We start from the raw sequence: 26425 nt of genomic DNA, 5'->3' as shown, positions 1-26425 counted from the left end.
CTTCCTTTCATGCATTGGTAAAGGTAGATAAAAGTATAGCAAAATGAAGAAAAAATTGATATTAAATTGTCCTACTGGCTCTACAAAATTTCCTTCTTTTTAGAGGCGGCTTCCTCCTCCATACCTTTAATCATTTCAAAGATCATTGTAGTAAGGGGTAAAATCATATCCATTTTTTCAGCATACTCTAGAACAGATCCAAGGATCGCATCAATTTCCGTCTTTCTTCCTTCCAGCATATCACTAAGCATAGAAGAACGGTTTTCCTTTGTACTACGACAAATATAAATTACTTTCTCTAATGAATGGTTGGGATCTATTTCTGGGAATACCGAGGATATTTCGGCATGCAGACTTTTGAATATCTCATAATAATAAGGATTCTCAATCAAGCTACCGTTTTTCACTTTAAGTATGGACGTTAAAGGGTTAATTACGCTGTTGGCGACTAATTTCGCAAGAATTATTTCCTTATAATTTTTATGAAAGCAAAAGGGAAATGCTTTCGCCTCACTTTTAGGAAAACAGCTTATTTCTTCTTGATTTCCTCGAAAAAGTGCAATATTCGTGACCCCTTCGCCTGTATGTTGAATATGGTTCCCCGCTAATTTCTTCACCCCATGCTCAACCGTTCCGACATAAATTGTTTCTTGTGGCAATGTCTCTAACAATTTAATATGCCCAATCCCATTTTGAATAAATAAAAGTGGGGTTTCAACGGGCACAGTAAGGAGATCCTTCATTAAAGATACAAGATTATATTGCTTCACAGCAATCACGGTTAGATCCAGCTTTTCCAATTCCTTAAAATTAGCGTTAGCCGTTACCTCTTGCTTTATATGTTTGTGAGAATTTGACAATATGATCCCCTTTTCATTAATATCCCTAGCCTGCGCCTCCGTTCTCGTAAGCAATACAACTTGATGATTTAAACTAAGGTAGGTGCTAAATAACAGACCGACTGCACCTCCACCAAGAATACCTATCTTCATCTCATCACCTACATTTTTATTTTCCTTCATTCTAAAATAGCATCCATTCAAATAAACTGATTTTTTATTAACTTTATATTATAATATTCCTAATTGAAATGCATATATCAGATATATAATACTTGGATTAGGAGGTGTGCAAATGCCACAAAGTGTAAAGAAGCTCAAGATTAATTTTAAAACGCTAGAAGAATTTAAGCAATTTAAAGAGTTCGGTATACAAGAGCTATCGATGATTGAAGACCTGCAATCAAATATGATTGAAGATAATTCTTATTCCCCATTCTACGGGATCTATTTTGGTGATAAACTAGTTGCCAGGATGAGTTTGTATCAACATTCTGCTAAATATGATCAATATTTTAAACCTCCCCAGGACTATCTAGAAATATGGAAACTGGAGGTCCTACCTGGATATCAGAAAATGGGATTTGGCAAAGCGCTTATAGAATATGCAAAAAGCTATCAAATGCCGCTTAAAACAAATCCGCGCATGAACTCCCGAGCTTTTTTTGAAAGGATGGGTTTTGAACCAATCCATTATGAAATAGAACGTGATCGTGGCGAAGAACCATTTGTATGGTATCCAAAAGGGGTAACGTTCCAATCATTTTAACAAGATATGAAACTATTTTAAATGATGGTCGTATAGTAGTATGTAAACATTTATATCTAGGAGGTATTTTTTTGAAAAGAACAGGTGAGGTTACATTAGGAATTATTGGAGTTGTATTAAGTGCATTAACCAGTTTGATTGGGATGTTCTTCGTATTTATGGGATCAGATGCCGTGAAAAATGAGATGGCTAATGATCCAACAATTGCGAATGATCCAACATTAACATTGGAAGATATGAATAGCTTCTTAAGCATTTTCTCTGGAGCTGGATGGGCAATTATTATCGCATCTATTATCGGGCTTGTCCTTGGAATCATTGCGGTCTTTAATATTGTAGGGGATAAAAAACCAAAAGTAGCCGGCTGGGCGTTTATTATTGGCGCTGTGCTTACTGGTATCGTTTCTATCGGTATCGCTTTTCTTCCTGCTTTGCTTCTACTTATCGCCGGGATTATGTGTTTTGTTCGCAAACCACCGCTTGAAGATCCAATCCAATCACAAACTTTATAAAGCGAGATTGCCATCAGTAGGAGGTTTCTTTATCCCCCACTGATGGTTAGCGAGACTTATCGGGGTGTTAGCGTCGGTTATCCCTCACTTAGACTTCTTTGAAACTTCCTAGTCTTGAAGTGGGGGTCTTACGGACGGTTGCACCGGGATAAAGTGAAACTTTAACAGTTGGGGACTACCGCCCGTTAGTGCGGGTTAAACATAGGACCAACAGAAGAGGAGCCGATGGATATACTCGGCTCCTCTTCTTATTTTACATCCTGTGTCTCCGCTTCTTCCGTAAATTCATCTGCTATTTTCCTTGCCTTATCTAAAAGATACATTAAAGAATGATAATCTTTTTTTAATTGCTGATACTTTCCAGCCATTTCTTTCACTTCTTCATTTGCTGCGATGTTTAAGAGCTCAAGATTTCGAACTTCCTCCTTTAAGCGTTTATTATTTGATTTATAATAATCTAATCCTGCCAGCTCCTTCTCTATTTCGCTAAGAAGTGAAGTAGCATTTGCCAATATGCTGGATGATGACTGTTGCTCAAACGAGGCGTTCTCTGACTTTTGTGAATCCACTGTAATTGCTTGAGCCTCTCCCGCTTTTAATTGTTTCCTTTCCTTTTTAGCCTGATTAATTTCCCCTTTATATTGCTTCCTAATATTAGAATTCCATCGGAACCCACATGCTGCAGCGGTTCTTTTCAATTGCTTTCCAGCCTCTTCAAACGCTTTAAGCTGGGTACTTGCCTTACGTATGTGAGATAACACTAATTCAGCTAATAGAAGATCCTCATCCGAAGACCACGCATCTTGCCGTGAAGTTGTCATTTTATCACCTCTACTTTTTTGTAAGTATATGCTCTTAGACTGAAAGATAGAATCAGCCTTTGAGAAAAGCGATAGAAAGACAACATAAATGAATAAAAAGCTGGAAAGAATCTTCCGTTTATAAAGCGAGACTGCCATCAGTAGGGGTTTCTTCATCCTCAACTGATGGTTAGCAAGACTTATCGGGATGTTAGCGTCCGTTATCCCCACTTAAACTTCTTTGAAATTTCCTAGTCTTGAAGTGTGGTCTTACGGACGGTTGCACCGGAATTAAAGGATACATTCTAGACACTGGAGCTGGATCGCCCCCGATATTAATAATCTAGGCATTAAGAAAAGCGCAAGCGCCTTGCTCAGCCCCGACAAGCAAATGTTCTGAGACAAGAAAAGTCCGGTTTTGACTTTTATTGGCTCAGGTTATTTGACCTCGAGGGGCTAGACGCTGGAGCTAGATCAAAACACTAGCCAAAATTTTATACTTTCTTATCTTTAAAAAAAGTGTGTAGAGCCATGGTCTCTACACACTTTTTATTTACATTTAGTTATTCACAACTTCATTACCTTTATAAGTTCCGCATGCTTTACAAACGCGATGACTAAGTTTCTTTTCTCCGCAATTTGGGCAATCAACCATGCCTGGGACTAGTAATTTATAATGAGTTCGGCGTTGTCTCTTTGCCGTTTTTGAAGTTCTTCTTTTTGGTACTGCCATAAATTCCCACCTCCTTAAAATCAAGTACAGTATTATTTCTCTTCGTTTTCTAGCAAAGCAGCGAGCCCGGCTAAACGAGGATCAACTTTTTTATTCTTCTGTTTTTCCGCTTCATATTCGTCTTCTGTCATAACATTCCAATCTTTTCCCGATTGTTTGGCACTTGCCAACGCTTCTTCCGAGAAAACTTGTATAGGAATATCTACAAGAATCAATTCCTCTATGACAGGGAGCAAATCCACTACTCCATTTTCTGGTTCATGAACAAATTCATCGATATCTTCACTGTGAACTTCCGATCTTTGAAGTGAAAAAACCTCCGTTGAAAAAATATCGATCGGATAATCAGTATCCACTAGTGTACGAGAACAAGGTAAAACTAAATGACCATTCAATTGTAGGTGAAAAGTGGCGCTCTCAGAATCCACCTGGATATTCCCCTTAACCTCGATTAGAGAAGCTTCTCTAATGTCAGGATTTCGGTTCATAAGCTCGTTTGTAATATCAACTTTTTGATTAATTTCCTCTTCAGTATCTCGTAAATTTCGCAATTGAGAAACTGTCCATTTCATGTTTATCACCTCTTGGCAACAAGAATAATTATAGCCTCCGGGTTTTCGTTTGTCAATATATGTACTTTACATTTTCTTTCTCATATTATTTTGTCCACTTAATTGAAAAATAGTCTCATTAGTTAACCATAATAATATTATGTATCATTTCTATGAAAGAGGATTATTTTTATTTTTCTTCAACCTTTAGTATCATAAATAGAAAGTTAAATTGCAGGGGGAGCAATCATGAGAACAGTCGGAATTGTCGTGGAATATAATCCGTTTCATAATGGACATTTGTACCAATTGCAAAAAGCCAAAGAAGATACACATGCTGATATCGCCATATGCATCATGAGTGGCAATTTTTTACAACGAGGAGAACCTGCTCTCGTTTCAAAATGGTCTAGAACAAAAATGGCATTATCAGCAGGAATTGACCTTGTCATTGAGTTACCCTTCGCTTTTTCAGTACAAAAAGCTGAAATTTTTGCTTATGGAGCCGTTTATTTGCTTGATGCATTGAACTGTAGTCATATTTGCTTCGGGAGTGAATCAGGTCAGATTTCTGATTTTCACAATACAATCAATTTTGTACATCATCACCGTTTACAATACGAAAAATATATTCATGAATTTATAAAAGAGGGAATGAGTTATCCCTCTGCTTTATCAAAAGCCTATCAAGCACTGGATCCAGGGAAAGATTTAATTGATTTATCTAAACCAAATAATATTCTTGGGTTTCACTATATGGAGGCTGCTTCCGAGATAAACTCTCAGCTACGGTTTCTTACGATCAAAAGAAAAAACGCTGGGTATCATGATCCCTCTGTGAATGAAACAAATATAGCAAGTGCTACCTCCATAAGAAATAGATTACAACGAACGGAACAAACCGATTCAATTAAAAACTATATCCCCAAGACCAGCTTGTCCGAATTACAACACTACCTTGTTGAATTTGGTCAGCTCCATTCTTGGGAAAATTATTGGGACTATTTGCAATATCAGATTTTATCTAAGAGTAGTAAAGAATTAGAAGCCATTTACGATATGGAGGAAGGGCTTGAAAATCGATTTATCCGAGCCGCTCAAACAGCTAAAGACTACCAAGGTTTCATGGAGATAATGAAAACAAAAAGATATACATGGACAAGGTTACAACGAATCTCAACTCAAATTCTTCTAAATATCCAGAAAGAGCAAATCCACGATTTGGGAAGGAAACCCCAATATATTCGTCTCCTTGGCATGAGTGATGTTGGTCAAAAATATTTAAGGTCGATAAAAAAGGATTTACAAATCCCTTTGATTTCTAAGGTCTCCGCACAACAGAACCAAATGTTAGCGCTGGATATAAAAGCTACTCATATGTATGCACAAGGATTACCAGAACCATACCGAACAAAAATGCGCGATCTTGATTATAGGCAACCGCCTATTATGATATGAACTCGGATTACTACTAGATCGTGTAAAGCTAATATGAGTAAGAATGGCGTGGCGATTATTGCCACGCCTCTAGTCTTAGCCGGCCATCCATAAAGCGAGACTGCCATCAGTAGGAGTTTTCTTCCTCCCCCACTGATGGTTAGCGAGACTTATTGGGGTGTTAGCGTCCGTTATCCCCCACTTAGACTTCTTTGAAATTTCCTAGTCTTGAAGTGGGGGCTTACGGACGGTTGCACCGGGATAAAATCAATCCGCTCCCGCTTTTCTTGATGCAGTTCCAGCGCCTAGCCCCGAGAAGCTCACTGGAGGTGAGTTCATCGGCGTTGCCACAGGATGTGGCGCCCTTAGCCGATGTTCCACCTATAACCTGAGACAATGTAAGGCAAAGAACGCCTTTCTTTGGCTCAAAACATTTGCTTGTCGAGGCTTTTCAAGGCGATTCCGCTTTTCTACTTATACTCTTGTATTATTTGTTTAATCTTAGGGAGTTGTCTTAGTGTTTCCTCTTCCCCTCTTTTGATAATCTCTTCAATGTTTTTGAATGATCTTGCACTGAATTCTTCCACATTGGGTCGGAGCATTAAATCTGATTCACTTTCTCTTACTGTTCCGATTTCGGTTTGCATAATATCAAGGCTTTGCATAATGACATCATACACTGTCGTAATTTCCGCCTTTTTGTTGACGATAGCGACATCTGAAGCTAAAACAATATCGGCACCCATTTTCCTAACTGCGGAAATCGGAATTTTATCTACGACGCCGCCATCTACGAGTAGTCTACCGTTGATTTTTACAGGTGTAAAAATTCCAGGGATCGCAATGCTCGCGCGAACAATCCGAGCAATATTCCCCTTACTAAATTCTACCTTTTTTCCCGTCTGTAAGTCCGTTGTTATTACCTTGACGGGAATATTTAATTCTTCAAGGTTTTTTCCATGCATAAATAAATGAATCAGATTCTCTATTCTTTTCCCTTCTATAAATCCCATTTTAGGAATGGTGAAATCAAGATAATGGTTTCTTTTAAACGCAATTGAAAGCTTAGTTAATTGCTCAAGATCATGGCCAAATGCATAAAAACAACCGACTAGGGCGCCCATGCTACTTCCTGCGATCATATCAATCGGAATTGAATGCTCCTGTAAGATTTTTAATACTCCTAAATGAGCAAAACCTCTGGCTCCTCCAGACCCCAGTGCTAAGCCTATCTTCGGCATGCCCCATCGCCTCCTGGAACATCTTATGGTCTAAATGCTGTTTTTATGAGTATATTGATTATGTGGATGTTGGACAGGGGGTATACAGTATTGAGTAGGTTCACTTTGTCAAAAATGAAAACATTACTATTAGCAACATCGGTCTCTTTAATGGCCATATCCATGATCGCTATGCCAGACGAATCATTGAAAGCATCCATACGTGGATTAAAAATGTGGTGGGAGATTGTCTTTCCATCGCTCTTCCCATTTTTTGTCATATCCGAATTATTAATTGGATTTGGCGTTGTTAAATTCTTGGGCGTACTTCTCGAACCTTTTATGAGACCTTTTTTTCGTGTTCCTGGAGTTGGAGGGTTTGCTTGGGCCATGGGCATGGCCACTGGTTTTCCAGCTGGTGCTAAACTAACGGTTCGATTAAGGGAAGAAAAACAATTAACCAAAATCGAGGCACAAAGATTGGTCTCTTTCACAAATTCATCTAGCCCATTGTTTATTTTTGCGGCCGTTTCAGTAGGTTTTTTCAATAATCCTCGTTTAGGCCTTTTACTAGCCGCCGCACACTATTTAGGAAACTTTTTTGTAGGTTTTATTATGCGCTTCTATGGTGTAAAAAAACAAAAGCGGGAAAGAGAAAAAAAGCCAGTACTAAATATTTCTCAAGCTCTTTCAGCTTTGCACCAAACGAGAATTCACAATCAACAACCGATTGGAAAACTTCTAGGTGATGCCGTCATGTCCTCTATTCATACCTTACTGGTTGTTGGCGGCTTTATTATTCTTTTCTCTGTGCTCAATAAATTACTGTTCCATCTTCATTTTACGCCTGCCATCGCGTCAATACTGGATTACATTTTGCCAATTTTACAATTGCCAAAAGAATTTGGTAACTCGTTAGTAGCAGGAATTTTTGAAATCACATTAGGGAGCCAAATGGCTAGTGAAGTACAGGGATCATTACTCTTGCAACAAGCGATTATTGTGAGTTTCATTCTTGGTTTTAGTGGTTTTAGTGTTCATGCACAAGTTGCTAGTATACTAGCAACCACGGATATTGATTATAAACCGTTTTTCTTTGCTCGCGTGTTACATGGATTCCTTGCAAGTATATTTACGGTCTTACTTTGGAAGCCTTTTTCTAATTATTTTCATATTCAGGCAATGGACACAGCTGTACCTGCCTTTCTTCAAGAGCATGACCGCTGGTGGGAGGCGATATTGCTAGCGTTTAGCAAGATTGGACCACTATTTACGATCCTCTCCCTTGTATTTTATATTTTCTTCTACCTAAGAAAGATGAACAGTAGTAGACTATAAAAAGTCAATCTGCTGAAGGTGAATTTCGACTATTTCATAACGGATTTGTGTGCATTCACGGTCCTATGAACTCTTTTTCGCAATTTCGCAGCTGATTTGTGTGCGTAGCTACCTTCTCTGAACTACTTTTACAGCAAATTTAGGTAAGCCGGTTCAGGGACGATTTCTTCTGTTGGCATTTTACATTTGGAGCTTTCATATCTTTTTTAAAAAAGCTGTATTAATCCAGTGACTAAAAATCACGGATCAATACAGCTGTCGATTCAAAAGCTTATTTATTAAATTTCTTCTCCAGCGCTTTTTCTACTTCTTTTGGCACTAGTTCAGAAATATTCCCTTTATATTTCGCTACTTCTTTTACAATACTTGAACTCAAAAATGAATATTGGTTATTTGTCATAATAAAGAATGTTTCAATCTGTTCATTTAACACGCGATTCATAGAGGTGATTTGCATTTCATATTCGAAGTCCGAAACTGCTCTCAATCCGCGAATAATCGCTTTCGCTTTTACTTTTTGCGCATAATCAACAAGTAAACCGTCGAATGTATCGACAATAACATTATCAAAGTCCTTTGTTACTGCTTTTAAGAGTTCTAATCGCTCTTCGACAGAAAACAAAGACTTTTTTGAAGAATTATTCAAAACCACAACGCGAACTTCCTCAAATACTTTTGCTCCTCTTTGAATAATATCCATATGCCCCATTGTAACGGGATCAAAACTCCCTGGACAAACTGCAATATTTTTCATGATGTCCCCCTTGCTACTTCTTTATAAATGGATAGAGCAGTGATACCAAACTGACCCTTCTTATCACAATGTAACTCCCCCACGCTCGTAGGCAGCGGCAGTTCAGAATCATGTTCCACTATAATCATTCCTTGCTGTTTAAGCAGATTATTTTTTTCAATGGTATGTAAGATGGCTTCTAATTTTTGTCGATGATAAGGAGGATCCAGGAAAATATAATCAAATTGGATATCCCTTTTCAATAAAGCTTTTAAGGCGCGTTCTGCATCATTCCGATAGATTTCTACTTGGCTGTTCATTTTGCAATATTGAACATTATTTCTGATTGTTTGAATAGCTTGACGATCTCTATCAATAAAGATCACTTTTTCCATTCCGCGACTTAGTCCTTCGATGCCTAACGCTCCACTCCCTGCGAATAAATCGAGGGTGATACCACCGGTAAAGTAAGGCCCAATGATATTAAATAGTGTTTCCTTTACCTTATCGGTTGTAGGTCTTGTTCCATTTCCAGGTACTGCTTTTAACGTTCTTCCTTTTAATGTTCCAGAAATAACTCTCATCTCGTCACCAAATTTTATAGATTTCTTATAATTTCTATGGCTAGAATACTAGCCAACATTCATCCCCCTAATCAAAGTCTTCTTATTAAAACATTCTATCCCGGTGCCACCCGTAGATGACAGTCTCGCTTTATCCTACCACATTCTAAATTATCTATACAAATGAAATATGCAGTTCTCCTTCAAACTGTTTATCTTTACTGAAGTTTCTTAGCTACATTCGTATATTTCCATTAACTATAGGTAATAATAACCTTAATGGCATCAAAATGATGCTGTTGCCAACCGCGGAGAAGACTTACATTCCCCTTAAGTTCTTCCTCCGGTTTCTCCTCTCCCTTTTGCCTTCTAAACCGTTTAGACGGAAATGGAAGGACCCTGCAGAAATGCAGGGTTATTTTTCTTTTATTCGAATAGTATTTGCATCTGTTTCAATTTCTACATTAAACAATGTAGGGATAAAGGGAATCTCCATCATGATCATTTCCTGATAAAATTGAACAGGCGCTTTGTCGATGCCATATCGTTGTTCATTTAAATCAAAAAATCGCTTTTCGGGATAGAATTGATAATGTATCTTTCCTTTATCTGCTTGAATAGTATGCTGATCCGTTATCTGTACCTGAAAATTTAAAGTCTTTAATAGAGGGATAGCATCGATCAGCCATTGATCGCTTTGCTGTAAAACATTTATTTCTCCCCTATCCTCTCCATTGAAAAGCAATTTTCTAGAATCATCTCGTATTAATGTTAGAAAAGGCTTGTCTTTCGCCGTATTACGAGTGAAAAAACGAATCTCCCCATTCAAAATATCACTCAACATCAAGTCAAGATCTTCACTCTTCAATTGTTTTTGCTTAAAGGAACGAAGAATCTGTGTCCATTTCTCAACTTGTTGTTTGGATAGATACTGGTTAAGCTCTGTATACATTTTCTTTGCCTTAGGATTCCTTGGTGTCTCATCAATGATCATTGCGGCTAATACCTCAGATAGCCATTCCTCTTCTTGTTTGAATGAAAAAGTATGTATCAAATCGTTTATGACTACTTGTTGATGAAGATCTTTCATATTATCTTTTGGTTGCCTAATCCATAGTTGATCTTTGCTTATTTCTTTATGCTGATCAGTCAGGATAAGATATAAGGACTCTCCACTAAATGGTTCATAGTTGATTTTTTCCATGATTTTGCTTGCATTTGTCGCATACAGGACTATATTTTCATGAACTTCAACACTATCTAATGGTTTCTGTTGCCAAAACAAAGTAACATCGCTTTCTATTCCCTCTAAATAATAATAATCTAAAAGATCCATTTCTTTCCTCATTGCTTTTCTTGTATTCCCAACCCAGCTTCCTGCTCTCCAATTAGATTCACTTAGTTGGATTATATGCGAATGAACATCAACACCCTCCAATTGAATAAGCCAATCTTGCAATAAAAAACTTTTAGGTTTCTGTTCAGGGGCTGGAATAGTATAAGTAAAAATAATTTTTTCGGCTTTTACCTCTATATAAGGATCTTCTAATGAACAAATTTCATTGTTTCCATAATCACATTGGATATCATCGTTTAGCTTATCCGGGATTTTCAACTTAAATAGCTGATTGGGCAAGTCTTCGATCTCCTGCTTAATTTGAAATTGCCCTTTAGTATGTTGAATATTGATCACTTGATTGGCTGGTATTGCTACATTGTCATCATCCAAAGAATAAACTTTCCATTGATAAAATAATGTGCTCCCAATTAAAAGAAGCAGCATAACGATCAAAATCACCTGTCTCTTCACTGCTATTCTCCTTAGTCGTTCTACTAAAGATATCGACACGATAAAAAGCTGTCACAGGAGAAAAGATCTTGTCCTAATAAAAAACAGGATTTCTTTTTCTGCTGTAACAGCTTAATTCATATTTACAAACCAATTCGATAGTCATATTCTTTTGCCTTATCTGGCTTAGAATTCTCATACACCGTTTTTAAGAAAGGTTTATAGGATAATTCAGCTTTTTTGACAAAAGGCATAGAAGCTAGTTTTTCGGCTTTTTCCTCGGCCTCTGCTTGTGCGGTGTACATGACTACATATTTCATCCGTTTGGATACATAATGAATAGAGCCGTATCTTCTTAAGGTTTTCACATTCTTTAAATTATATAGCCAAATGATCAATCCTTGTCTGTCATTAAACATATATCTTCCCCTTTAGTTCGTGTTCAATCAGGCACAAGAAATGCAAAGTATCATTTTCACCAAACTGTTTGAACACTTTAATTGACTTAAGCCGAACAACCACAGCCCCCGCCAGTACCACAATTTCCACCACAAGATGAACCTGTCTCGAAAAATGGATTTCCAGTTGGAACTTTTATTTGTTCTGAAACAGAACGAGCAATCAATACACTTACTTCATCTAATAGTGATTGTAGTTCGTTTTCTGCCCTGCGGAAATTAGCAATGTTTTCATCCAAATCCATTTCCCTTTTCCGCTCCCTAGTCTTCACCATGATGTCTTTATAATCAGGATGGTATCGTCCGAATCTTTGAACGTCTTCGTATAAATCTTTTATCTCAAGAAACGACTTGATCTTCCGTTGCGTCTCCGGATCTTCTTGCAATTTACTATAAGTTAATCTATATTGATCGGCGACCTCTGAATGGATAATTTGGTTACCAATGCTTTCGGCTTTTTCTAATAATTGAACAGTTTCGATTGTAGCAAGCATACGCTCACCTCCAATCGCTATTTTACCATGTTTCGAATAAGGTTGCGACCATTCTTCACAGTTTGACCATAATTTATCATTTCTGCAGCTCTTGACACTCTATATTTAAAAAATATTCACCTCAAAGCTCTTGGATACATGAGAGGTTTGGTCATTCAGTCCCACAACGTCTACTTTCATTTTATGTGATCCAGCCCGTAAGTTTTTTATAATGAATGCTGCTGTATCGTATTCGTCGTAAAATTCACCATCAATATAGACATTAATTTTCGCAGAATTTTTCTCCGCTTTGTTAAAAGATACCATTGGAACAAAACATTCAACTTTGACATGATTTCCGTCAACAAAATGTTGAATGCCAGCTTCTTTCTTCTCCAGTTCTGCTGCCTTCGCTTTAAAAGATTCAGGTTCAGGTATTTTTTGACCACAACCAGTCATTAAAATGAATACAATTGATAGAAAGATCAATCTCCACATCATTATCACTCCTCTTTTGTAGTTTTCACAAAAGGGAGAGCTTCATACAAGAAATATTACTTTGAGGCGTTCAATGCCTGAAACATATTCATCATCATCGATGCCATATGCATATTATTTGAAAATTTCTCTACACGATGAGGGATCGTCTTTTTAAAGTAGTGTAATGAGGCAACCTCAAATTGTTCAAGCAGTTCTGGTTCTCGTGATAACTTCCGATACCATTGTGGTTGTTCTCTTAAAAACTGTGTTAATTCTTTCTTATTATGGATATATTGAATCACTTCCTGACGCATGCTTTAACCCCCTCTAATCTTTTCTAAAAGAAAAAGGATTATTCGGTTTTGCTTGTTGAGCACCAGCTGATGGCGTACCTGTCTGACCACCTGATTGGTTAAATTGAGTTAAAACACCTTGAACAGTACCAATTGCCTGACTTAGTTGTTGAATATGATGTTGCAATTGATTTCCATCCATATTCTTTATAATCTTTGTGATCTGACTTAATGACAATTTACTATCTTCGTCCTTTTTTTCACTGTTTTCCGTTTTACCTGTACTTTCAGTTTTCCACTTAGGGTCATCTTCTCCAAGTAGATACCAATCCTCGAATAACTCTTGCCAGGTATACTCTTCCCGACGAACCGCTTTAATTAAATGGGGGTTTTGCTGAATAAAATCTTTAAATTCCTTTACGGAAGGATGGAGATCCTTATCCATTATCATTCACCTCATCTATACAATCGTCCTATGTATAGGTTATGTTGGCTTGTGAAAAAAGTGAGTAAAAAGCTGATAGCGAAAATCTTAGGAATTCGCTGGTTAAAAAATGAATAAGTCTAGGAAACCACGCTATCTCTTATTCCACCTCAATGAAATTTTGCGTATAATATCTTCGATAAACCCCTATACCTAAGTTTGTATATGATTTATCCAGTAACGTCTGTCTATGAGCATCAGAATTGAGCCAGCCTTCCACTACAGCCGGGCCATCTATATAATCTTTAGCAATATTCTCAGCAGCTTCGTTCGCTTCAATTCCCTGTACACCAAGTCGTTCAGCAAGAGAACCATATTCAGGTGAATTATGGGAAAAATAGTCCTCCATGACCATATCCTTGCTATGATCATAGGCGACAGCCGCTACATCTTCATCCCATTCCAGAGGATATAAATCAAATCGTTCCCTAATAATATTGGTCAAATCAAATACTTGCTTCTTGCTCCCCTCTTCAATCGCTTGCCAATCATCTCTTTCTAATTCTTCTGGCTCTATTAGGTCACCATTGTAAACCAATTCATAGGGATTTTGAGTAATAAGCGTTTTGGTATCTAAAAAACGGACACTAAATAAAGTCCCGGTAAATTTATCAATGGCTAATTGAGCAAATATATCTCCTAGAGGAACAAGTGGCCGAATATATAAGTCCTCTTCCGATAATTCAAATCGATACGTCCCTTCCTCTGTAGACGCCGTAATTTCCGTTTCTAAAATAGTTGTTCGAAAAATATCCTCAATAGGCTGACCAATCGTATATGGTGAAACATTTAATTGGTTCCCCATCGCATATATCGTCACAACCTTCTTCTTTGCAACACCAACCTGCATATAGGTCCCGCTAAATCCTTTATATATCCACCAATCATATCCATAGGCAGATGGTTCAATTCTTTCTGGCTTGCCATAATCCTCTACAATGGCTTTGCTGTCTTTACCGATATAGACAGATAACCCTTCCTGAGGACGGGTCGTATCCTCCACTGTATTTCCATCATCCATAAAATAGTCGATCTTAGGAGGAGTAGCAGAATTCTGATCTTTCAATGGTTCATGATCATCCTCGTGAGTAGAATGTGAAAAAATCATGAACAAAAAAATAATTGTCGTCATAATACAAACACGAACAAAAGTACGCAGCCTTGACCCTCCTTTCTCGAAAAACAGTTTCTCTTTATTCTATCCCGAATTTAGCAGAAAGGAAAAATCCCACTAAATGAAGTTTTACTTTATTGTTATAGATATAATGATTCCATTCTAACATTGTTTTCTTCTCAATGAAAATGAATATAGATAGATTGAAGGCATTTCCACACTTTATTTTTTTCTTTAAAATAGAAAATGAAACCGTCTAAAAATTGTCACCTTTTCCCTAATCTTTTCCTACGGTTAAACGGATAAGATTGCAAGTTCATGTTATTTCGACTATTATATAAGAGGAATAATTGATTTTTATGATGCTAAAAGTAATTTGATAAGGCAGTTGGAACAAAAAGGAGGGACATATCTTGAAATTTGAAAATACTAGTATTGAAACATTACATATGGACTTAGATCGTTTAGATGAAGTAATGGAAGAAAACTCTATGGTACGAGCTGGACAATGGGATTATGAACGTGTCACGTATGACCACAAATTTCAAATTCGTGAAGGTACATACTATTTACGTGTTCAGGGCTATGCAACTCAGGGAGATGTTGGAGCACACGATGCTTTCATTCAACTTATGACCCCGATTCTTGGTAAGCATTATTATCCACATGGTGTTGAATATGGTGAAGATGAATACTTCCCAGAACATCTTGTGAAACAATGCCAACAAATGCTTGAAAAGATCTATAAAGACCTATCCGTGTTTGCTGATTAATTTGTTTAAAAAGAACATGAGGCCGATGCCCTCATGTTCTTTTTTATTTGTCGAGCTCTCAATTAGTCAATAATAATCCTCAACCCATCATTAAAAAGGTCCTCAACTGTCTGTCCAGCGGAAAAATATTCATTTATGCTTGCCGCCAGCAGAGGATATGCCTTCTGAAATTGTTCGAAATGAAAATCATGCATCTCCTTTTGGGTAGTGGCCGTTTGTTCTTCGATCACATGACCAAAAGTATAGCGAGTCGCGGTCAAAACAATCAAGCGGGACTGACGAAGACCTAGACCCGCCTCCACAAGAGTTTTCATCGCTTGCTCAGATAGATTCGCCATCGTCAACGAGAGATGCGCCCCTGCCACTACACGCCCACCATCAGTATATGAGAGCAGGGCACTCCGTAAACGGTTAAATAGAAGGATTAACCAATCTTGCCAGGGCTCATCCATATTCCGTATATGTATATTGGAAAACTCGATTTGTAAAATAGCCTCAGCCATTTCGTTAACCAGGGCATTTTTATTTTTAAAATGCCAGTATAAAGCTGGTGCCTGTACATCCAGTCTTTTTGCTAATTTTCTTAGCGTGACCCCTTCAAGCCCACTTTCATTGAGAAGCTCCAATGCCTCTTTTATAATTTGTTGTTTTTTTAGTGCCATGGCACGTCCCTTTCATTCCACTATATTTACTCTTGACATTATATCATAAGTGGCGTATATATTTACTTAACACCGTTAAATTTAACAGTGTTAAGTAAATCGTTTTAGGAGGTTTTATCATGAAAGCAGCCGTATTACACAAAATTGGAGACATTCCACAATACGAGGATTTTACAGATCCATCTCCAGGTAAGAATGATGTTTTGATTCATGTGAAAGCAGTCCCACTTGAAAATGTCGATCGGATGATCGTAAAAGGGGAACATTTTGCGAGTCGTCAATTTCTTTCTGAATTACCAGCAATTGCAGGGTTAAGAGGTGTAGGAGAACGTTCAGATGGTAAACTGGTTGGGTTCTCAAGCGCAAAGGCTCCGTATGGCGCCATGGCTGAAAAAACAGTTGTCCCAAAAGAATCTACGATTTTGATTCCTGATGGGATAAATGCTGAGACAGCAGCCGCACTTCCGTCTTCGGCATTGACATCTCTTTTACCACTTAAATGGGGCGTAAATATGGAGCCTGGAAAGACTGTACTTATCAATGGTGCAACCGGCGTTTCAGGTAAGCTTGCTGTCCAGATTGCCAAGTTACTTGGTGCAGGACGTGTTATTGGCACTGGTCGCAACGAAGTATCATTAAAACGAATAAAGGAGCTTGGAGCAGATACTGTAGTAGATCTTAAACAGTCTAAAGAGGATTTAAATGCATCCTTCAAGAAGGTGATAAATGAGGGTATAGACATCATTTTGGATTTTTTATGGGGCGATCCGACTGAAGCACTCATAAAAGCATTAGTTCCTCAAGAAATAAGTCTAAGCGGACAACGAACTCAACTTGTTCAAATAGGAGAAAAAGCTGGATCAGAACTTACACTTTCCGCAGATGCTTTAAGAACCTCAGGGCTTATAATATCCGGTGGAGCTTCAGGTATAACACCAGAATCTTTAAGCGAGGGCTCTAATTTGGTGTGGAAATGGATAAAAGAAGATAAGCTTTTTATGGACATGGAGATCATCCCACTTCAAGATATCGAGAACGTTTGGGAACGTTCAGATTTTCAAGGCAAAAGGATCGTCATTGTCCCTTAGATTCTTTATAAGCACAGTTAATAAGTGTGAGAATTCCCCACTGCCACGGGAGGCGTTTTATTAATTTTCAATTTTTATAATAAATCTCCGCTTTCATACAGTTATGGTTTGTTTATTACGATCACTTCCATATATAATAGTAAACAGATAAGAGTATGGAAGGGGAGCTATTTTGTCTAAACTTTCGAAAAAAACGTATATTATTGCTTTTATACTTTTGATCGTCATTGCAGTATTATTTTACTTTATTTTGCCTATATCTGTTCCACTGATCCTAGCTTTGTTTACGGCCCTTCTCTTAGAGCCGATCGTTGCTTTTCTACAGACGAAAGTGAAGGTAAATCGTCAATTTTCTATTATTATTGTTTTTGCTCTTTTTACCTTAGTCCTCGCTTTAACAATCTTTTTTATTTCTACAAAAGTTGTAGCCCAAGGGATTAAATTTATAGAGGATGCACCGGGTTATATCAATAATATAACCACTATTTGGCAAGATTATGAAGAAAATTTAAAGCATGCTGCACAGGATTTTCCCGATGAAGTCGTTAAAGCATTTACAGAAGAAATTAATAATGTTTTTGAGACGTTAATTGTTGGCCTTAAGCAATATGTGAACATTGAGAAAATCAGTGCTTTTTTATCCTATATCCCAAACTATTTGGTTAGTTTTATTGTATATCTTATCGCTTTGTTTTTATTTATGATTGATTTACCGCGTTTAAAAACAGGTGTTTATAAGTATATGACGGATAAAACCGCTGAGAAGTTTAAATTTATGACAACACGCCTTTCTTCTGTCATTATTGGCTTTTTTAAAGCACAATTTCTCGTTTCACTCATTATCTTTGCAGCAACCTTCTTAGGACTTTTAATCATCCAACCTAAGATAGCGCTGATGATGGCGATCATTATTTGGATTATTGACTTAATCCCTATCATTGGTTCAATCATTGTGATGGCACCATGGGCCTTGTACCATCTATTGGTTGGGGATACAGTGCTGGGTACAAAATTGGCCATTTTGGGAGTAATATTACTTGTCATACGGAGAACTGTTGAACCAAAAGTTATGGGACAACATCTTGGCCTGTCGCCACTTGCTACATTAATATCCATGTATCTGGGATTGAAGTTATTTGGAATATGGGGATTTATTATAGGTCCAGCTAGCTTAATCATATTCAAATCAGCAAGAGAAGCTGGAATTATTAAATTTAATTATAAAATATAAAATGCATTAAAAAAGCAATGACATATTCTGATGGAGTATTTATCTTAAAAATTGAAAGAGCCTGTGTGAAGTATACCTTTCAAGCAGGCTCTCTTAAGAAAAGATTTTATTAGCTATACCAAAAAGCTTGCTGATTATACATTTGTGAGTACACTCCAGTATAGTTCATTAATTCATTATGTTTCCCGTGCTCAACAATTCTTCCATTCTCTAATACATATATACAATCAACGTTCTTCGTCCAGCCTAATCTGTGTGAAATGAATATCGCTGTTTTATTTTGACAAACCTCGATTAATTTATTAAATATCTTCACTTCGGAGCTTGGGTCAATGGCCGAAGTCATTTCATCAAAGATAATCAGCTCCGCATCATGATAGAGTGCTCTGGCAATTGCTAGTTTTTGCCATTGTCCTCCCGATAATTGCCTTCCTCCCTCTATTACTTGCCCGACAACGACATCTAATCCGCCTAGTTCGTAATACAAATCCATTAATTCACATATTTTTAATGTTTCTATGATTTTCTGATCGTTATGGTGTTCACTCATATTTCCCAAAGTGATATTTTCCCTTAATGTTAATTCAAATCTTATAAAACTTTGGAAGACGATAGATATATCACCAGATAATTCTGATTGACCATTCCACTGGATTTCACCCGATGTAGGTTTATATTGGTCTAAAATTAATTTTATAAGGGTAGATTTTCCAGCACCATTCTCTCCAACTAATGCAATCTTCTCTCCCTTTGTAATCCTCATATTAATATCCGAAAGTATATATCTTTCGGAATTCGAATACTTGAAGTATAATTTTGAGATTACTATTGGGGCCACTGGATCAGAAATTTCGGTTTTTGATCTGTTATCATGTGTTTTCTTTAATCCCTCTCCCCATTTTAAAACTTCATGCAGATCAGACAATTTGTAACTACTCATATATAATCGGCTGAGTGGTATGGATAAACTCATGACTTGTCCCCCAACTGATAACAATGCTAAGAATAGAACAGATATTCCTCCGATCGTTACACTATCAGATCCATTCATTTTGTTAAGTAAATAGACTAATACAATAAAAATGGCGGTAGTCTGGATGATCGCAAGAAACATACCTATTTTTATTTCATATTTTCTGGCTCCATAACTTTGATTATATTGCCTTAGTGTAACCTTCCCCCATAAGTCAAGGAAAAAATGAAAGGCGTTATACACTTTTAATTCCCTAAGAACATTTGCATCCAAAAGTGAGTCGGAAAAATATTCACTCATTCTTCCATCAAAGGTGACCTCCTTTCCAACCTTTCTAACTTTTACTTCTACCATCATTCGAATAACTAAATTACTTATGATCAACAGTGAAACAATAAGTGTTATAAGAAAGTATCCATTCGTTGCGGCAAGCCATATTACACTGATTAAGGAAGATACCGTCCCCACTGTAGCAACTAAAAAGCCTGTTATTCCGTCCATGTCTTCACCAACTACACTCTTCGCGCGTTGTAAGGTATTTCCAAATTCTTTATCATCAAATTTCTTGAAATCAATTTTACTCGCCACGTTCGCAATCTCTGATTGGAACGAATAGGTGATATTGGCATTCATTTTAGACTTCAAGATGTTCGTTACACTACTGGAGAATGATTGAAGAGCATAGATCGAGACATATACTAATATTGGAAACATCGCTAGGTGAAGTAAGTCTTTCCAATCTGTAGTTCCTGAATGATCTGGAATTAAATTAATCAAATTTTTCTGTGCTGAAAAGGTATAAAAGGTTAATAACCCACTTAGTAATGGAATAATAAAGGTTAAGAAGGAAATAACAGGTGTTTCCTTAAAAATTTTCAATAGGAGTTGGAAAATATTGGCTAGCTTGGAATTCAATATTTATACCTCCTCATTTTTTGATGAGTATAATGTGGATTGCTGTCTAAACATTTTTTCATACTTTCCTTTAGCATTCATGAGCTCCTTATGGGACCCTCTCTCCACAATCTCACCATTTTCAAACATAAATATTTCGTCTACGAATTTTGTAATATAAAGCCGATGAGTAACAATAATCGAAGTTTGCTGGTCACCTAAATTTACAAATATATCAAAGGCCTTTTTTTCTGAATTAGGATCTAAGGATGCCGTCGGTTCGTCAAAAATTGTGAGGGAACTTTCTTTAAGATAGGCTCGTCCTATCGCCAGTCTCTGCCATTGCCCTCCAGATAAATCCAAACCGCCAAATTGAGGACCTAAGAAAGTATCCAGTCCTTCAGAAAAGCTGTCTGCATCAGCCTTTTTTAAAGCCTGTACTAAAGCCGAGTCATTATTTATCATCGAAATATTGCCTATCGCTACATTTTCACGAACTGGTCTAAGCAATTTTATAAAATCCTGGAATATGACTCTGCTTTCATTCGCAACATTGTGTATTTGCACTTGGCCATTTTCATTGGACCACTTGATTGTGCCAGAAGTAGGCCTGTACAAACCTAGGATCATTTTGACAAGTGTCGTTTTCCCTGACCCATTTTCCCCAACAAAAGCCACACTGCTTCCCGGCTTAATCGTAAAATTAATATTTTTTAACGTATCATGCTGATTGGTCGGATATTTAAATATCAATTGATTTGCGACAATCCCCAGTCCTTTAGACTGAAGGACTGAAGCTTCATCCGGAATTGCTTCTTCTTCCATTTTCAAATAGGAGGAATAATCAGTAAAACGCATATGACTAGCTTGCAGACCTGAATATGAACCTATGAATGAAGGAAAGATGACATACAACTGATTAACAACTTGAAACAACATCACAAAAGCTCCCGCAGTCTGTCCATTACCACCTAGCACCACTACTAACAACAAGATAGAAATCCCCCTTAGTAAGGCGGTTACAACATCTTGGGAAAAATTAATCGTTTCAGATAAAATCAGCTTTTTTTGTGTTTGTTTAAAATTATTAAGGAATATAACTCTCATTTTCTCGCTTAAGTATTTATACATCTTATATACTCTAATTTCCTGAACCGATTTTCGATCCACCAGCAGCTCAACGATATAATCAAAAACCCTAATGGATGATGTTTGTCCACGCTCAGTATCCTCTGCCTTTTTAGAGACCCATTTACTTATTCTCATCTGTAAAAGGAGCACAACCGCGATAATAATCGCTAAATAATAAAATCCCCAAATCATTAATACCACGAAAATTCCGATCAGTGAGATTAAATTAGTTATTAAACCAACCCATTGATCCAAAGTTCCTGTCAAAGAGAACCTTTTTGCCTTTTCTCTCATGGTTTTAACGAAGGGGTTTTCAATATCCTTCAAAGATAACGCAGACGTCTTATTAAGAATTTTATTTTCTATTTCATATAAATCGGTTACCCTTAGATTCGTTGTAGATATTGCCTTTAATGAATGCGTCACACCACCAGCATATAAAATGAAATTCAGTAAAGCGATTAAGTATAGAGCATCAGTAAAATTAAAAGTATTCTGAGTCGTACCTTGGATCACGTCCACAACATATTTTGTCACGAACAACTCCGCAAATAAAATAGGAATAGACAATAGACTTGTTAATAAATAGATCATTAAATTTTTCTTGTTACTTGAGTAAAATAGCCTTACAGCATAGATAAAGTTAGCCAAAACGTAGTATCCTCCTCCTATGATTAGCCATCCACTTCCCAATTCGTTTAAAGAAATAAAACAACTTCTCAGGATCTGATCTAAGGAAGCAAAATCACTGACACCCGTCTATCTATCTTTAATTAACTTACCAATCTTCCATTATCAATCTATCGATCCCCCCTAATATAATGTATAGCCCTGAAATAACAACGCTTTCATTTATACCATAAAACAATCTTCCCCAGCAAGGATTTTTGTTAATTAATTAGTCAAGTATTTGGAGCGTTTTTGTTAATTGCTACATTAACGGGGATGATTGCGGATGAATTAATGATCTGTACATGATAGAAAGCTATGACTATCGACAGAGATAGCCATAGCTTTCTATTGAGATCATTCAAGAAGTCTTTTACTAATTCCATTCTTTCAATCGAGCCATTATTTTTTTCATGAACTGCATAAGTTTTCCTTCTGATTCTCGCTGTTTCTGCCACTCATTATAACTGGCAATCGTAATCAGTAACAAACCAACAATTAATAGATAACCCCACCATGGCATATTACCCCAATAAGGTCTTGTTTGATAAATAACATTAAACAACAATGTCCCTAGCCCCACGAAGAAATAAGATTTGATTTGAAACTTCATACCTAATAAGAAAGCTGCTAACGAAAGTGTACCAATAATAAGTGCATCCCAAATCGTACCGCTCTGAATCGCATCATAAATGAGATAAACCGTAATGACTACAAGAATAACAGTTTGGACATGATGCATAACTTGTTTTTTATCTTTCCATGTTCGTGTGGCCAGTAAAATAGACAAAATTAGAATTGGCAATGCCCGTAACTCGGCATGTAGCAGCGGCGTAACAAGATCCAGATATTCTGATAATACTAGATAGTAAGCAGGTAAAATTGAAATACCAGATAAGGTAATATAAATCTTTTTCTCTATACCTTTTTGGAGACGATTGATTTGTAAAAATAACCAACATGCGATCATTAGAAACGGAATGACCCGCAGCCAAACATTATCTACTGTCAATGAAAGACTAAACTCAAAGACTACGTAGAAGAGGGCACCAATCGTATACCAATCTACTTCTGTCACCTTATTCTCCAATTCCGTATAGAGGCTTGTAAACAAGTATCTCCCAACCCCTATTAATAGGATGAAGAAAAGCGCACTCACAACCATCAGATGATCTGTTTCTGTGATCCATTCTTGCTGAATCCACATTATAATGGAAGCAATCACTGGGACTAAGCTGAAAACTAACCATTTCCGAACATGTAGTAAATATAAACTTAACACCATCCAACCAAGAAGAATGATGATTTCAACTACCGTTTCAATTGATAGGGTAGTGACGGCTATAAGTAGATTTACATGAATGAATGGAATCATATACCATTCCATTCTTTTTTTCCAAACAGATGGGACAAACCACCATACACCAAAGAACAGGATACTTGCTATAATCGCTGCATACTCGATGGGTAACTGAGAGGTTAGATTGTAATAGAAAATATGCATCATGATCAACCACGGGATCATTGACATGGCCGCATATAAAAACAGCTTAATCTGCCATTCTTTTTTCTTCACGAAAGTACTGTATAGATAAATAGTAAGGGTAATAAACATAATAGCTGGATGGATCGAATGTTGAACGAGCGAATCGATACAAATGAACAACATTACTCCCATCAACGTAATATGGGCTAGCCAAAAGAAATATGGCTTTAGCTCCTTAATATACTTTCCTCCATACCAGTCGACTACTAACAAGAGAACAGGGGCAAACATAATATACCAAGCATAGCCTTCCATCGAATCGATTGGCAAAAAGCTAAACAAGGACAGATAGAAACAGAAAGTGATAACAGAGACTAGGCTCCATAGCAGCTGCACCTTAGAGCGTTGTACGAACCAAAACGCCAACCCGATCCCCATTAAAAAGATCAACGATCGAACCAAATGTCCATCGTTATAGTAATAAACTATCGCTTGCAAAACGGCGATATAATAACCGACTTGGCCAACGTAGAAGGCCGCCTGCGCTAAACCAGGCTTCTTTGTACGATCCCAAACCTTGCATACCACTAATAAAAGAATAGAAGATACAGCAATATGAAAGGGAATATCCAATCGCTCTTGATAAGCTGGAATCCACTCCACTAACTCAGGATAAATCACAACAAGAGCTAGAATCCAACTAATCGCATGCAGCCATTCTGCCATTTGCTTCTCTACTACCTTTGCAGAAGTCGATACAAGCAGGCTAAGGACTCCTAATAAAACCAGCATTATTGCTAATTCGATAAATTCCTTTGACAGTAATCCATATAACAAGGTGATTAACATAACTCCTGCACTAACATAATACGTACTTGTTCCAATTGCTTGAATATATTTCCATTGTCTCCTGAAACCAATCATAAAAAACAGCAGCGCTGCATAGATAAACAGAAAAAAAGACCAACTTATAATAGAATAAGGCTCAATTGCTACATTCCATAGCTGTATACCAACACTAACAAGAAAGACCGGAGCCAGCCAGCGGAATACCTGCCTATTTGTGATATTGGATAGATAAATATAGGTTCCGGCTATGACGAAATAAGCCAGCAGCATTGTCCATGAGTCTGATCCTGCCCTTATCATTAGACCTTGAAGACTGATATAGATAAAAGCAAAAAAAGAAATAACACCGGCTGTATAGTGGAATACCTTCTCGACAAATATATTCTTTCTCATTATATAGGCAAAGGCTAAATATCCAGCACCTAATAAAGCATAAACAAAAAGATCAATAGACTGAAGCCAAGAAGATTCCGTGAATTGAAACACGCCATATGCAAACAAGGCAATAAAAACAAACTGGTAGGCCTTTGTATTATAGACAAATACCATGGCCATATAGAGAACTGCTGTCAATAAGACATTAAAGCTATAAAATAGTTCCTGTTCAAAGATCACCAGCATTAGTAGTGTAGAAATAATCAAATTCAATTGCGCATAAGCTGGTAATTCTTTTAAAAACAATAAGATTTTTGATTGCTGTTGCCGGTGATGGTGATAGACATATAATAAACCGGCATTATAGATCATAATGAATAAATAAAAAAGATCTCTCGGCATTTGAATGGCCGCAAATAGAAAGCCAACTAAGAAGGATAAGAATAGAAAGAAAATCCACACAAATAATCTAGATTGATTGGCCATTGCATTTCTCATATATAATGGGAGCGGGATCAATGTACACATAATCCCCAAGATATACCTGCCCTCGCCATCAATTGTTAAATAGGAACCTAATAAACCGAAATAACCAATCGCTAATATCCCGATAGGGAGCAATAAGCTTCCTAACGTAAGAAACGCAAAAGCTGTTTTATCGATTTTTAAGAATTTCCCAGAAATAATACTTAATCCAAGGAAGAATAAAGAAACGCCTAGTAATGTAAGAACTTTCAGCAGGGCCCCCATTTGTTCCCATGATGTCGTCGCTACCACTAAACCACTGATCAATAGGAACACAACACCAATACTCAATAGCCAAGTAATATTTCGCTCCCGAATTTGTTCACTCGACTTCTTCGGTTTTGGTTTTGGCTGCTGTTCTTTCGTCTCTTCAACAGACTTTTGTGTTGCTGGAATGGCCTGTTCTGTTTTTATAGTAGCTGACTCTATTAATTCATTGGATGAATCAGCTGCCTGTGGTTCCTGGATAACACTCGGTTCCTCTTGATCCTGCAATTGAGCAAGTTCTTTTAGCCGCTGCATATGGTACTGCTGATAGGTCTGCATAAAGCGATGAAACTCTTTTTCAGTGATAAAGCCCTGTTGGTATAGTTTTCCTATTTCCTCTTTCACAATACTTTCTTTCGTTAACCTTGGAATCTCCTCCATCCCTTCCCCCCCTTTTTACTTAATGATGCCATCAAACACAAATAAAGGAAATCAAAAGTCAAGTACGCCAATGGATGGCAGGTTTACCTAATTATATCAAGGTTTACATGTCTATTTCAGTCTCTGAAAATTGAGTATTGATTTCTTTTACGGTTTAATAATTTTTGATGTTCAAAGAGAAAATTTCAGTGGTCCTCTGACCAAGTGAATGATTTTACCTGGATCCCTCCTATAATAATAGACTCTCAGAAGCTATTTGAAAAAGGAACACCTTTATAACAACGCTTTCATTTATACCATAAAACGATATTCCCCAGCAAGGGTTTTTGTCAATTAATTACCAAAGTATTTGGATTGTTTTTCTAATTATTACATTAATGAATCAATTTCATAATTCCTTTTTGTAAAAAACATTCTATTCAATATAAATTGTAATACAGTCTGTAAAACACAACGTGAGAGCCTATACACCGTTGATTTCCGTTGCAGGCGGACGCTTTCCGGGGGGCGTGCGGTGAGCCTCCTCGCTCGCTTT

General features: G+C 37.1%; 25 protein-coding genes. 7 read left to right on the top strand and 18 right to left on the bottom strand.

Annotated elements, in window-relative coordinates; genetic code table 11:
- Positions 1–80: 80 nt before the first annotated feature.
- Entirely contained in the window at positions 81–1022 is a 942-nt protein-coding gene (locus IPU53_RS14785; RefSeq protein ID WP_207451791.1) for a 2-dehydropantoate 2-reductase, read from the bottom strand.
- A gap of 112 nt (positions 1023–1134) precedes the next feature.
- On the opposite strand from IPU53_RS14785, the gene IPU53_RS14780 reads away from it, so the two are divergent.
- Positions 1135–1608, top strand: a complete 474-nt coding sequence (locus tag IPU53_RS14780; RefSeq protein ID WP_207451790.1) for an N-acetyltransferase — start codon at positions 1135–1137, stop codon at positions 1606–1608.
- A gap of 71 nt (positions 1609–1679) precedes the next feature.
- A complete protein-coding gene (locus IPU53_RS14775; RefSeq protein ID WP_207451789.1) occupies positions 1680–2120 on the top strand; it encodes a DUF4064 domain-containing protein in 441 nt (146 codons plus the stop codon).
- Between the two features lie 248 nt (positions 2121–2368).
- On the opposite strand, the gene IPU53_RS14770 is transcribed toward IPU53_RS14775, so the two are convergent.
- From IPU53_RS14770 to IPU53_RS14760, 3 genes are all read right to left on the bottom strand, one after another.
- Complete coding sequence (locus tag IPU53_RS14770) at positions 2369–2941, bottom strand: RsfA family transcriptional regulator (RefSeq protein WP_207451788.1); 573 nt, start codon at positions 2939–2941, stop codon at positions 2369–2371.
- A 538-nt stretch (positions 2942–3479) separates the two neighbouring features.
- Complete coding sequence (rpmF, locus tag IPU53_RS14765) at positions 3480–3653, bottom strand: 50S ribosomal protein L32 (RefSeq protein WP_207451787.1); 174 nt, start codon at positions 3651–3653, stop codon at positions 3480–3482.
- 32 nt (positions 3654–3685) lie between these two features.
- Positions 3686–4225: a YceD family protein gene (locus IPU53_RS14760; RefSeq protein ID WP_207451786.1), complete on the bottom strand. Its 540-nt coding sequence runs from the start codon at positions 4223–4225 to the stop codon at positions 3686–3688.
- 228 nt (positions 4226–4453) lie between these two features.
- Here IPU53_RS14760 and IPU53_RS14755 point away from each other — a divergent pair, with 228 nt between their 5' ends.
- Complete coding sequence (locus IPU53_RS14755; protein WP_207451785.1) at positions 4454–5662, top strand: nucleotidyltransferase; 1209 nt, start codon at positions 4454–4456, stop codon at positions 5660–5662.
- A gap of 449 nt (positions 5663–6111) precedes the next feature.
- Here the strand turns inward: IPU53_RS14755 and IPU53_RS14750 are convergent, their stop codons facing one another.
- A complete protein-coding gene (locus tag IPU53_RS14750; protein ID WP_207451784.1) occupies positions 6112–6882 on the bottom strand; it encodes a patatin-like phospholipase family protein in 771 nt (256 codons plus the stop codon).
- A gap of 114 nt (positions 6883–6996) precedes the next feature.
- Between IPU53_RS14750 and ylbJ the strand changes: the two genes are divergently transcribed.
- On the top strand, positions 6997–8199 hold the full coding sequence (gene ylbJ, locus IPU53_RS14745; protein WP_396019953.1) for a sporulation integral membrane protein YlbJ: 1203 nt from the start codon (positions 6997–6999) through the stop codon (positions 8197–8199).
- A 271-nt stretch (positions 8200–8470) separates the two neighbouring features.
- On the opposite strand, the gene coaD is transcribed toward ylbJ, so the two are convergent.
- The 9 genes from coaD to IPU53_RS14700 form a co-directional block, all read right to left on the bottom strand.
- Positions 8471–8953 (bottom strand): pantetheine-phosphate adenylyltransferase, encoded by a 483-nt coding sequence (coaD, locus tag IPU53_RS14740; RefSeq protein ID WP_207451783.1) that lies wholly within the window; start codon positions 8951–8953, stop codon positions 8471–8473.
- On the bottom strand, positions 8950–9516 hold the full coding sequence (gene rsmD / locus IPU53_RS14735; protein ID WP_207451782.1) for a 16S rRNA (guanine(966)-N(2))-methyltransferase RsmD: 567 nt from the start codon (positions 9514–9516) through the stop codon (positions 8950–8952). The genes coaD and rsmD overlap by 4 nt, the downstream gene beginning before the upstream one ends.
- A gap of 394 nt (positions 9517–9910) precedes the next feature.
- Positions 9911–11305 carry a hypothetical protein gene (locus IPU53_RS14730; protein WP_207451781.1) on the bottom strand — a complete coding sequence of 465 codons (1395 nt, stop codon included), beginning with the start codon at positions 11303–11305 and terminating at the stop codon, positions 9911–9913.
- Between the two features lie 122 nt (positions 11306–11427).
- On the bottom strand, positions 11428–11703 hold the full coding sequence (locus tag IPU53_RS14725; RefSeq protein WP_207451780.1) for a YlbG family protein: 276 nt from the start codon (positions 11701–11703) through the stop codon (positions 11428–11430).
- An 86-nt stretch (positions 11704–11789) separates the two neighbouring features.
- Positions 11790–12236 carry a YlbF family regulator gene (locus IPU53_RS14720; protein WP_207451779.1) on the bottom strand — a complete coding sequence of 149 codons (447 nt, stop codon included), beginning with the start codon at positions 12234–12236 and terminating at the stop codon, positions 11790–11792.
- A 105-nt stretch (positions 12237–12341) separates the two neighbouring features.
- Complete coding sequence (locus IPU53_RS14715) at positions 12342–12716, bottom strand: hypothetical protein (RefSeq protein WP_207451778.1); 375 nt, start codon at positions 12714–12716, stop codon at positions 12342–12344.
- Positions 12717–12769: 53 nt separating this feature from the next.
- Positions 12770–13009 (bottom strand): YlbE-like family protein, encoded by a 240-nt coding sequence (locus tag IPU53_RS14710; RefSeq protein ID WP_207451777.1) that lies wholly within the window; start codon positions 13007–13009, stop codon positions 12770–12772.
- 13 nt (positions 13010–13022) lie between these two features.
- On the bottom strand, positions 13023–13433 hold the full coding sequence (ylbD, locus tag IPU53_RS14705; protein WP_242698319.1) for a YlbD family protein: 411 nt from the start codon (positions 13431–13433) through the stop codon (positions 13023–13025).
- Between the two features lie 139 nt (positions 13434–13572).
- Positions 13573–14538 carry a CAP domain-containing protein gene (locus IPU53_RS14700; protein WP_242698318.1) on the bottom strand — a complete coding sequence of 322 codons (966 nt, stop codon included), beginning with the start codon at positions 14536–14538 and terminating at the stop codon, positions 13573–13575.
- Positions 14539–14999: 461 nt separating this feature from the next.
- On the opposite strand from IPU53_RS14700, the gene IPU53_RS14695 reads away from it, so the two are divergent.
- Positions 15000–15359, top strand: coding sequence for a YugN family protein (locus tag IPU53_RS14695; protein ID WP_207451776.1), 360 nt, complete (start codon positions 15000–15002; stop codon positions 15357–15359).
- A 62-nt stretch (positions 15360–15421) separates the two neighbouring features.
- On the opposite strand, the gene IPU53_RS14690 is transcribed toward IPU53_RS14695, so the two are convergent.
- Positions 15422–16021 (bottom strand): TetR/AcrR family transcriptional regulator C-terminal domain-containing protein, encoded by a 600-nt coding sequence (locus IPU53_RS14690; protein ID WP_207451775.1) that lies wholly within the window; start codon positions 16019–16021, stop codon positions 15422–15424.
- A gap of 119 nt (positions 16022–16140) precedes the next feature.
- Here IPU53_RS14690 and IPU53_RS14685 point away from each other — a divergent pair, with 119 nt between their 5' ends.
- Complete coding sequence (locus IPU53_RS14685; protein WP_207451774.1) at positions 16141–17109, top strand: quinone oxidoreductase family protein; 969 nt, start codon at positions 16141–16143, stop codon at positions 17107–17109.
- A gap of 172 nt (positions 17110–17281) precedes the next feature.
- Positions 17282–18340 carry a sporulation integral membrane protein YtvI gene (gene ytvI / locus IPU53_RS14680; RefSeq protein ID WP_207451773.1) on the top strand — a complete coding sequence of 353 codons (1059 nt, stop codon included), beginning with the start codon at positions 17282–17284 and terminating at the stop codon, positions 18338–18340.
- Between the two features lie 109 nt (positions 18341–18449).
- Here the strand turns inward: ytvI and IPU53_RS14675 are convergent, their stop codons facing one another.
- The 3 genes from IPU53_RS14675 to IPU53_RS14665 form a co-directional block, all read right to left on the bottom strand.
- The gene (locus tag IPU53_RS14675; protein WP_207451772.1) at positions 18450–20228 is read right to left on the bottom strand and encodes an ABC transporter ATP-binding protein; all 1779 of its coding nucleotides are present in this window, start codon (positions 20226–20228) and stop codon (positions 18450–18452) included.
- Between the two features lie 3 nt (positions 20229–20231).
- The gene (locus IPU53_RS14670) at positions 20232–21989 is read right to left on the bottom strand and encodes an ABC transporter ATP-binding protein (RefSeq protein WP_207451771.1); all 1758 of its coding nucleotides are present in this window, start codon (positions 21987–21989) and stop codon (positions 20232–20234) included.
- A 394-nt stretch (positions 21990–22383) separates the two neighbouring features.
- A complete protein-coding gene (locus tag IPU53_RS14665; RefSeq protein WP_207451770.1) occupies positions 22384–25890 on the bottom strand; it encodes a hypothetical protein in 3507 nt (1168 codons plus the stop codon).
- Between the last annotated feature and the right edge of the window lie 535 nt (positions 25891–26425).

The sequence above is a fragment of the Bacillus sp. SD088 genome, assembly GCF_017355205.1.
Lineage (GTDB): Bacteria > Bacillota > Bacilli > Bacillales > Bacillaceae_C > Lederbergia.
Note: the sequence above shows the minus strand (reverse complement) of the source record. Positions and strands in the feature narration are given on the sequence as shown.

What these genes read in the sequence shown, in the direction of transcription:
- IPU53_RS14785 (WP_207451791.1), bottom strand. Translation starts at nt 1,022, where the DNA reads ATGAAGGAAAATAAAAATGTAGGTGATGAGATGAAGATAGGTATTCTT.
- IPU53_RS14780 (WP_207451790.1), top strand. Translation starts at nt 1,135, where the DNA reads ATGCCACAAAGTGTAAAGAAGCTCAAGATTAATTTTAAAACGCTAGAA.
- IPU53_RS14770 (WP_207451788.1), bottom strand. Translation starts at nt 2,941, where the DNA reads ATGACAACTTCACGGCAAGATGCGTGGTCTTCGGATGAGGATCTTCTA.
- rpmF (WP_207451787.1), bottom strand. Translation starts at nt 3,653, where the DNA reads ATGGCAGTACCAAAAAGAAGAACTTCAAAAACGGCAAAGAGACAACGC.
- IPU53_RS14760 (WP_207451786.1), bottom strand. Translation starts at nt 4,225, where the DNA reads ATGAAATGGACAGTTTCTCAATTGCGAAATTTACGAGATACTGAAGAG.
- IPU53_RS14755 (WP_207451785.1), top strand. Translation starts at nt 4,454, where the DNA reads ATGAGAACAGTCGGAATTGTCGTGGAATATAATCCGTTTCATAATGGA.
- IPU53_RS14750 (WP_207451784.1), bottom strand. Translation starts at nt 6,882, where the DNA reads ATGCCGAAGATAGGCTTAGCACTGGGGTCTGGAGGAGCCAGAGGTTTT.
- ylbJ (WP_396019953.1), top strand. Translation starts at nt 6,997, where the DNA reads ATGAAAACATTACTATTAGCAACATCGGTCTCTTTAATGGCCATATCC.
- coaD (WP_207451783.1), bottom strand. Translation starts at nt 8,953, where the DNA reads ATGAAAAATATTGCAGTTTGTCCAGGGAGTTTTGATCCCGTTACAATG.
- rsmD (WP_207451782.1), bottom strand. Translation starts at nt 9,516, where the DNA reads ATGAGAGTTATTTCTGGAACATTAAAAGGAAGAACGTTAAAAGCAGTA.
- IPU53_RS14725 (WP_207451780.1), bottom strand. Translation starts at nt 11,703, where the DNA reads ATGTTTAATGACAGACAAGGATTGATCATTTGGCTATATAATTTAAAG.
- IPU53_RS14720 (WP_207451779.1), bottom strand. Translation starts at nt 12,236, where the DNA reads ATGCTTGCTACAATCGAAACTGTTCAATTATTAGAAAAAGCCGAAAGC.
- IPU53_RS14715 (WP_207451778.1), bottom strand. Translation starts at nt 12,716, where the DNA reads ATGATGTGGAGATTGATCTTTCTATCAATTGTATTCATTTTAATGACT.
- IPU53_RS14710 (WP_207451777.1), bottom strand. Translation starts at nt 13,009, where the DNA reads ATGCGTCAGGAAGTGATTCAATATATCCATAATAAGAAAGAATTAACA.
- ylbD (WP_242698319.1), bottom strand. Translation starts at nt 13,433, where the DNA reads ATGGATAAGGATCTCCATCCTTCCGTAAAGGAATTTAAAGATTTTATT.
- IPU53_RS14690 (WP_207451775.1), bottom strand. Translation starts at nt 16,021, where the DNA reads ATGGCACTAAAAAAACAACAAATTATAAAAGAGGCATTGGAGCTTCTC.
- IPU53_RS14685 (WP_207451774.1), top strand. Translation starts at nt 16,141, where the DNA reads ATGAAAGCAGCCGTATTACACAAAATTGGAGACATTCCACAATACGAG.
- IPU53_RS14665 (WP_207451770.1), bottom strand. Translation starts at nt 25,890, where the DNA reads ATGGAGGAGATTCCAAGGTTAACGAAAGAAAGTATTGTGAAAGAGGAA.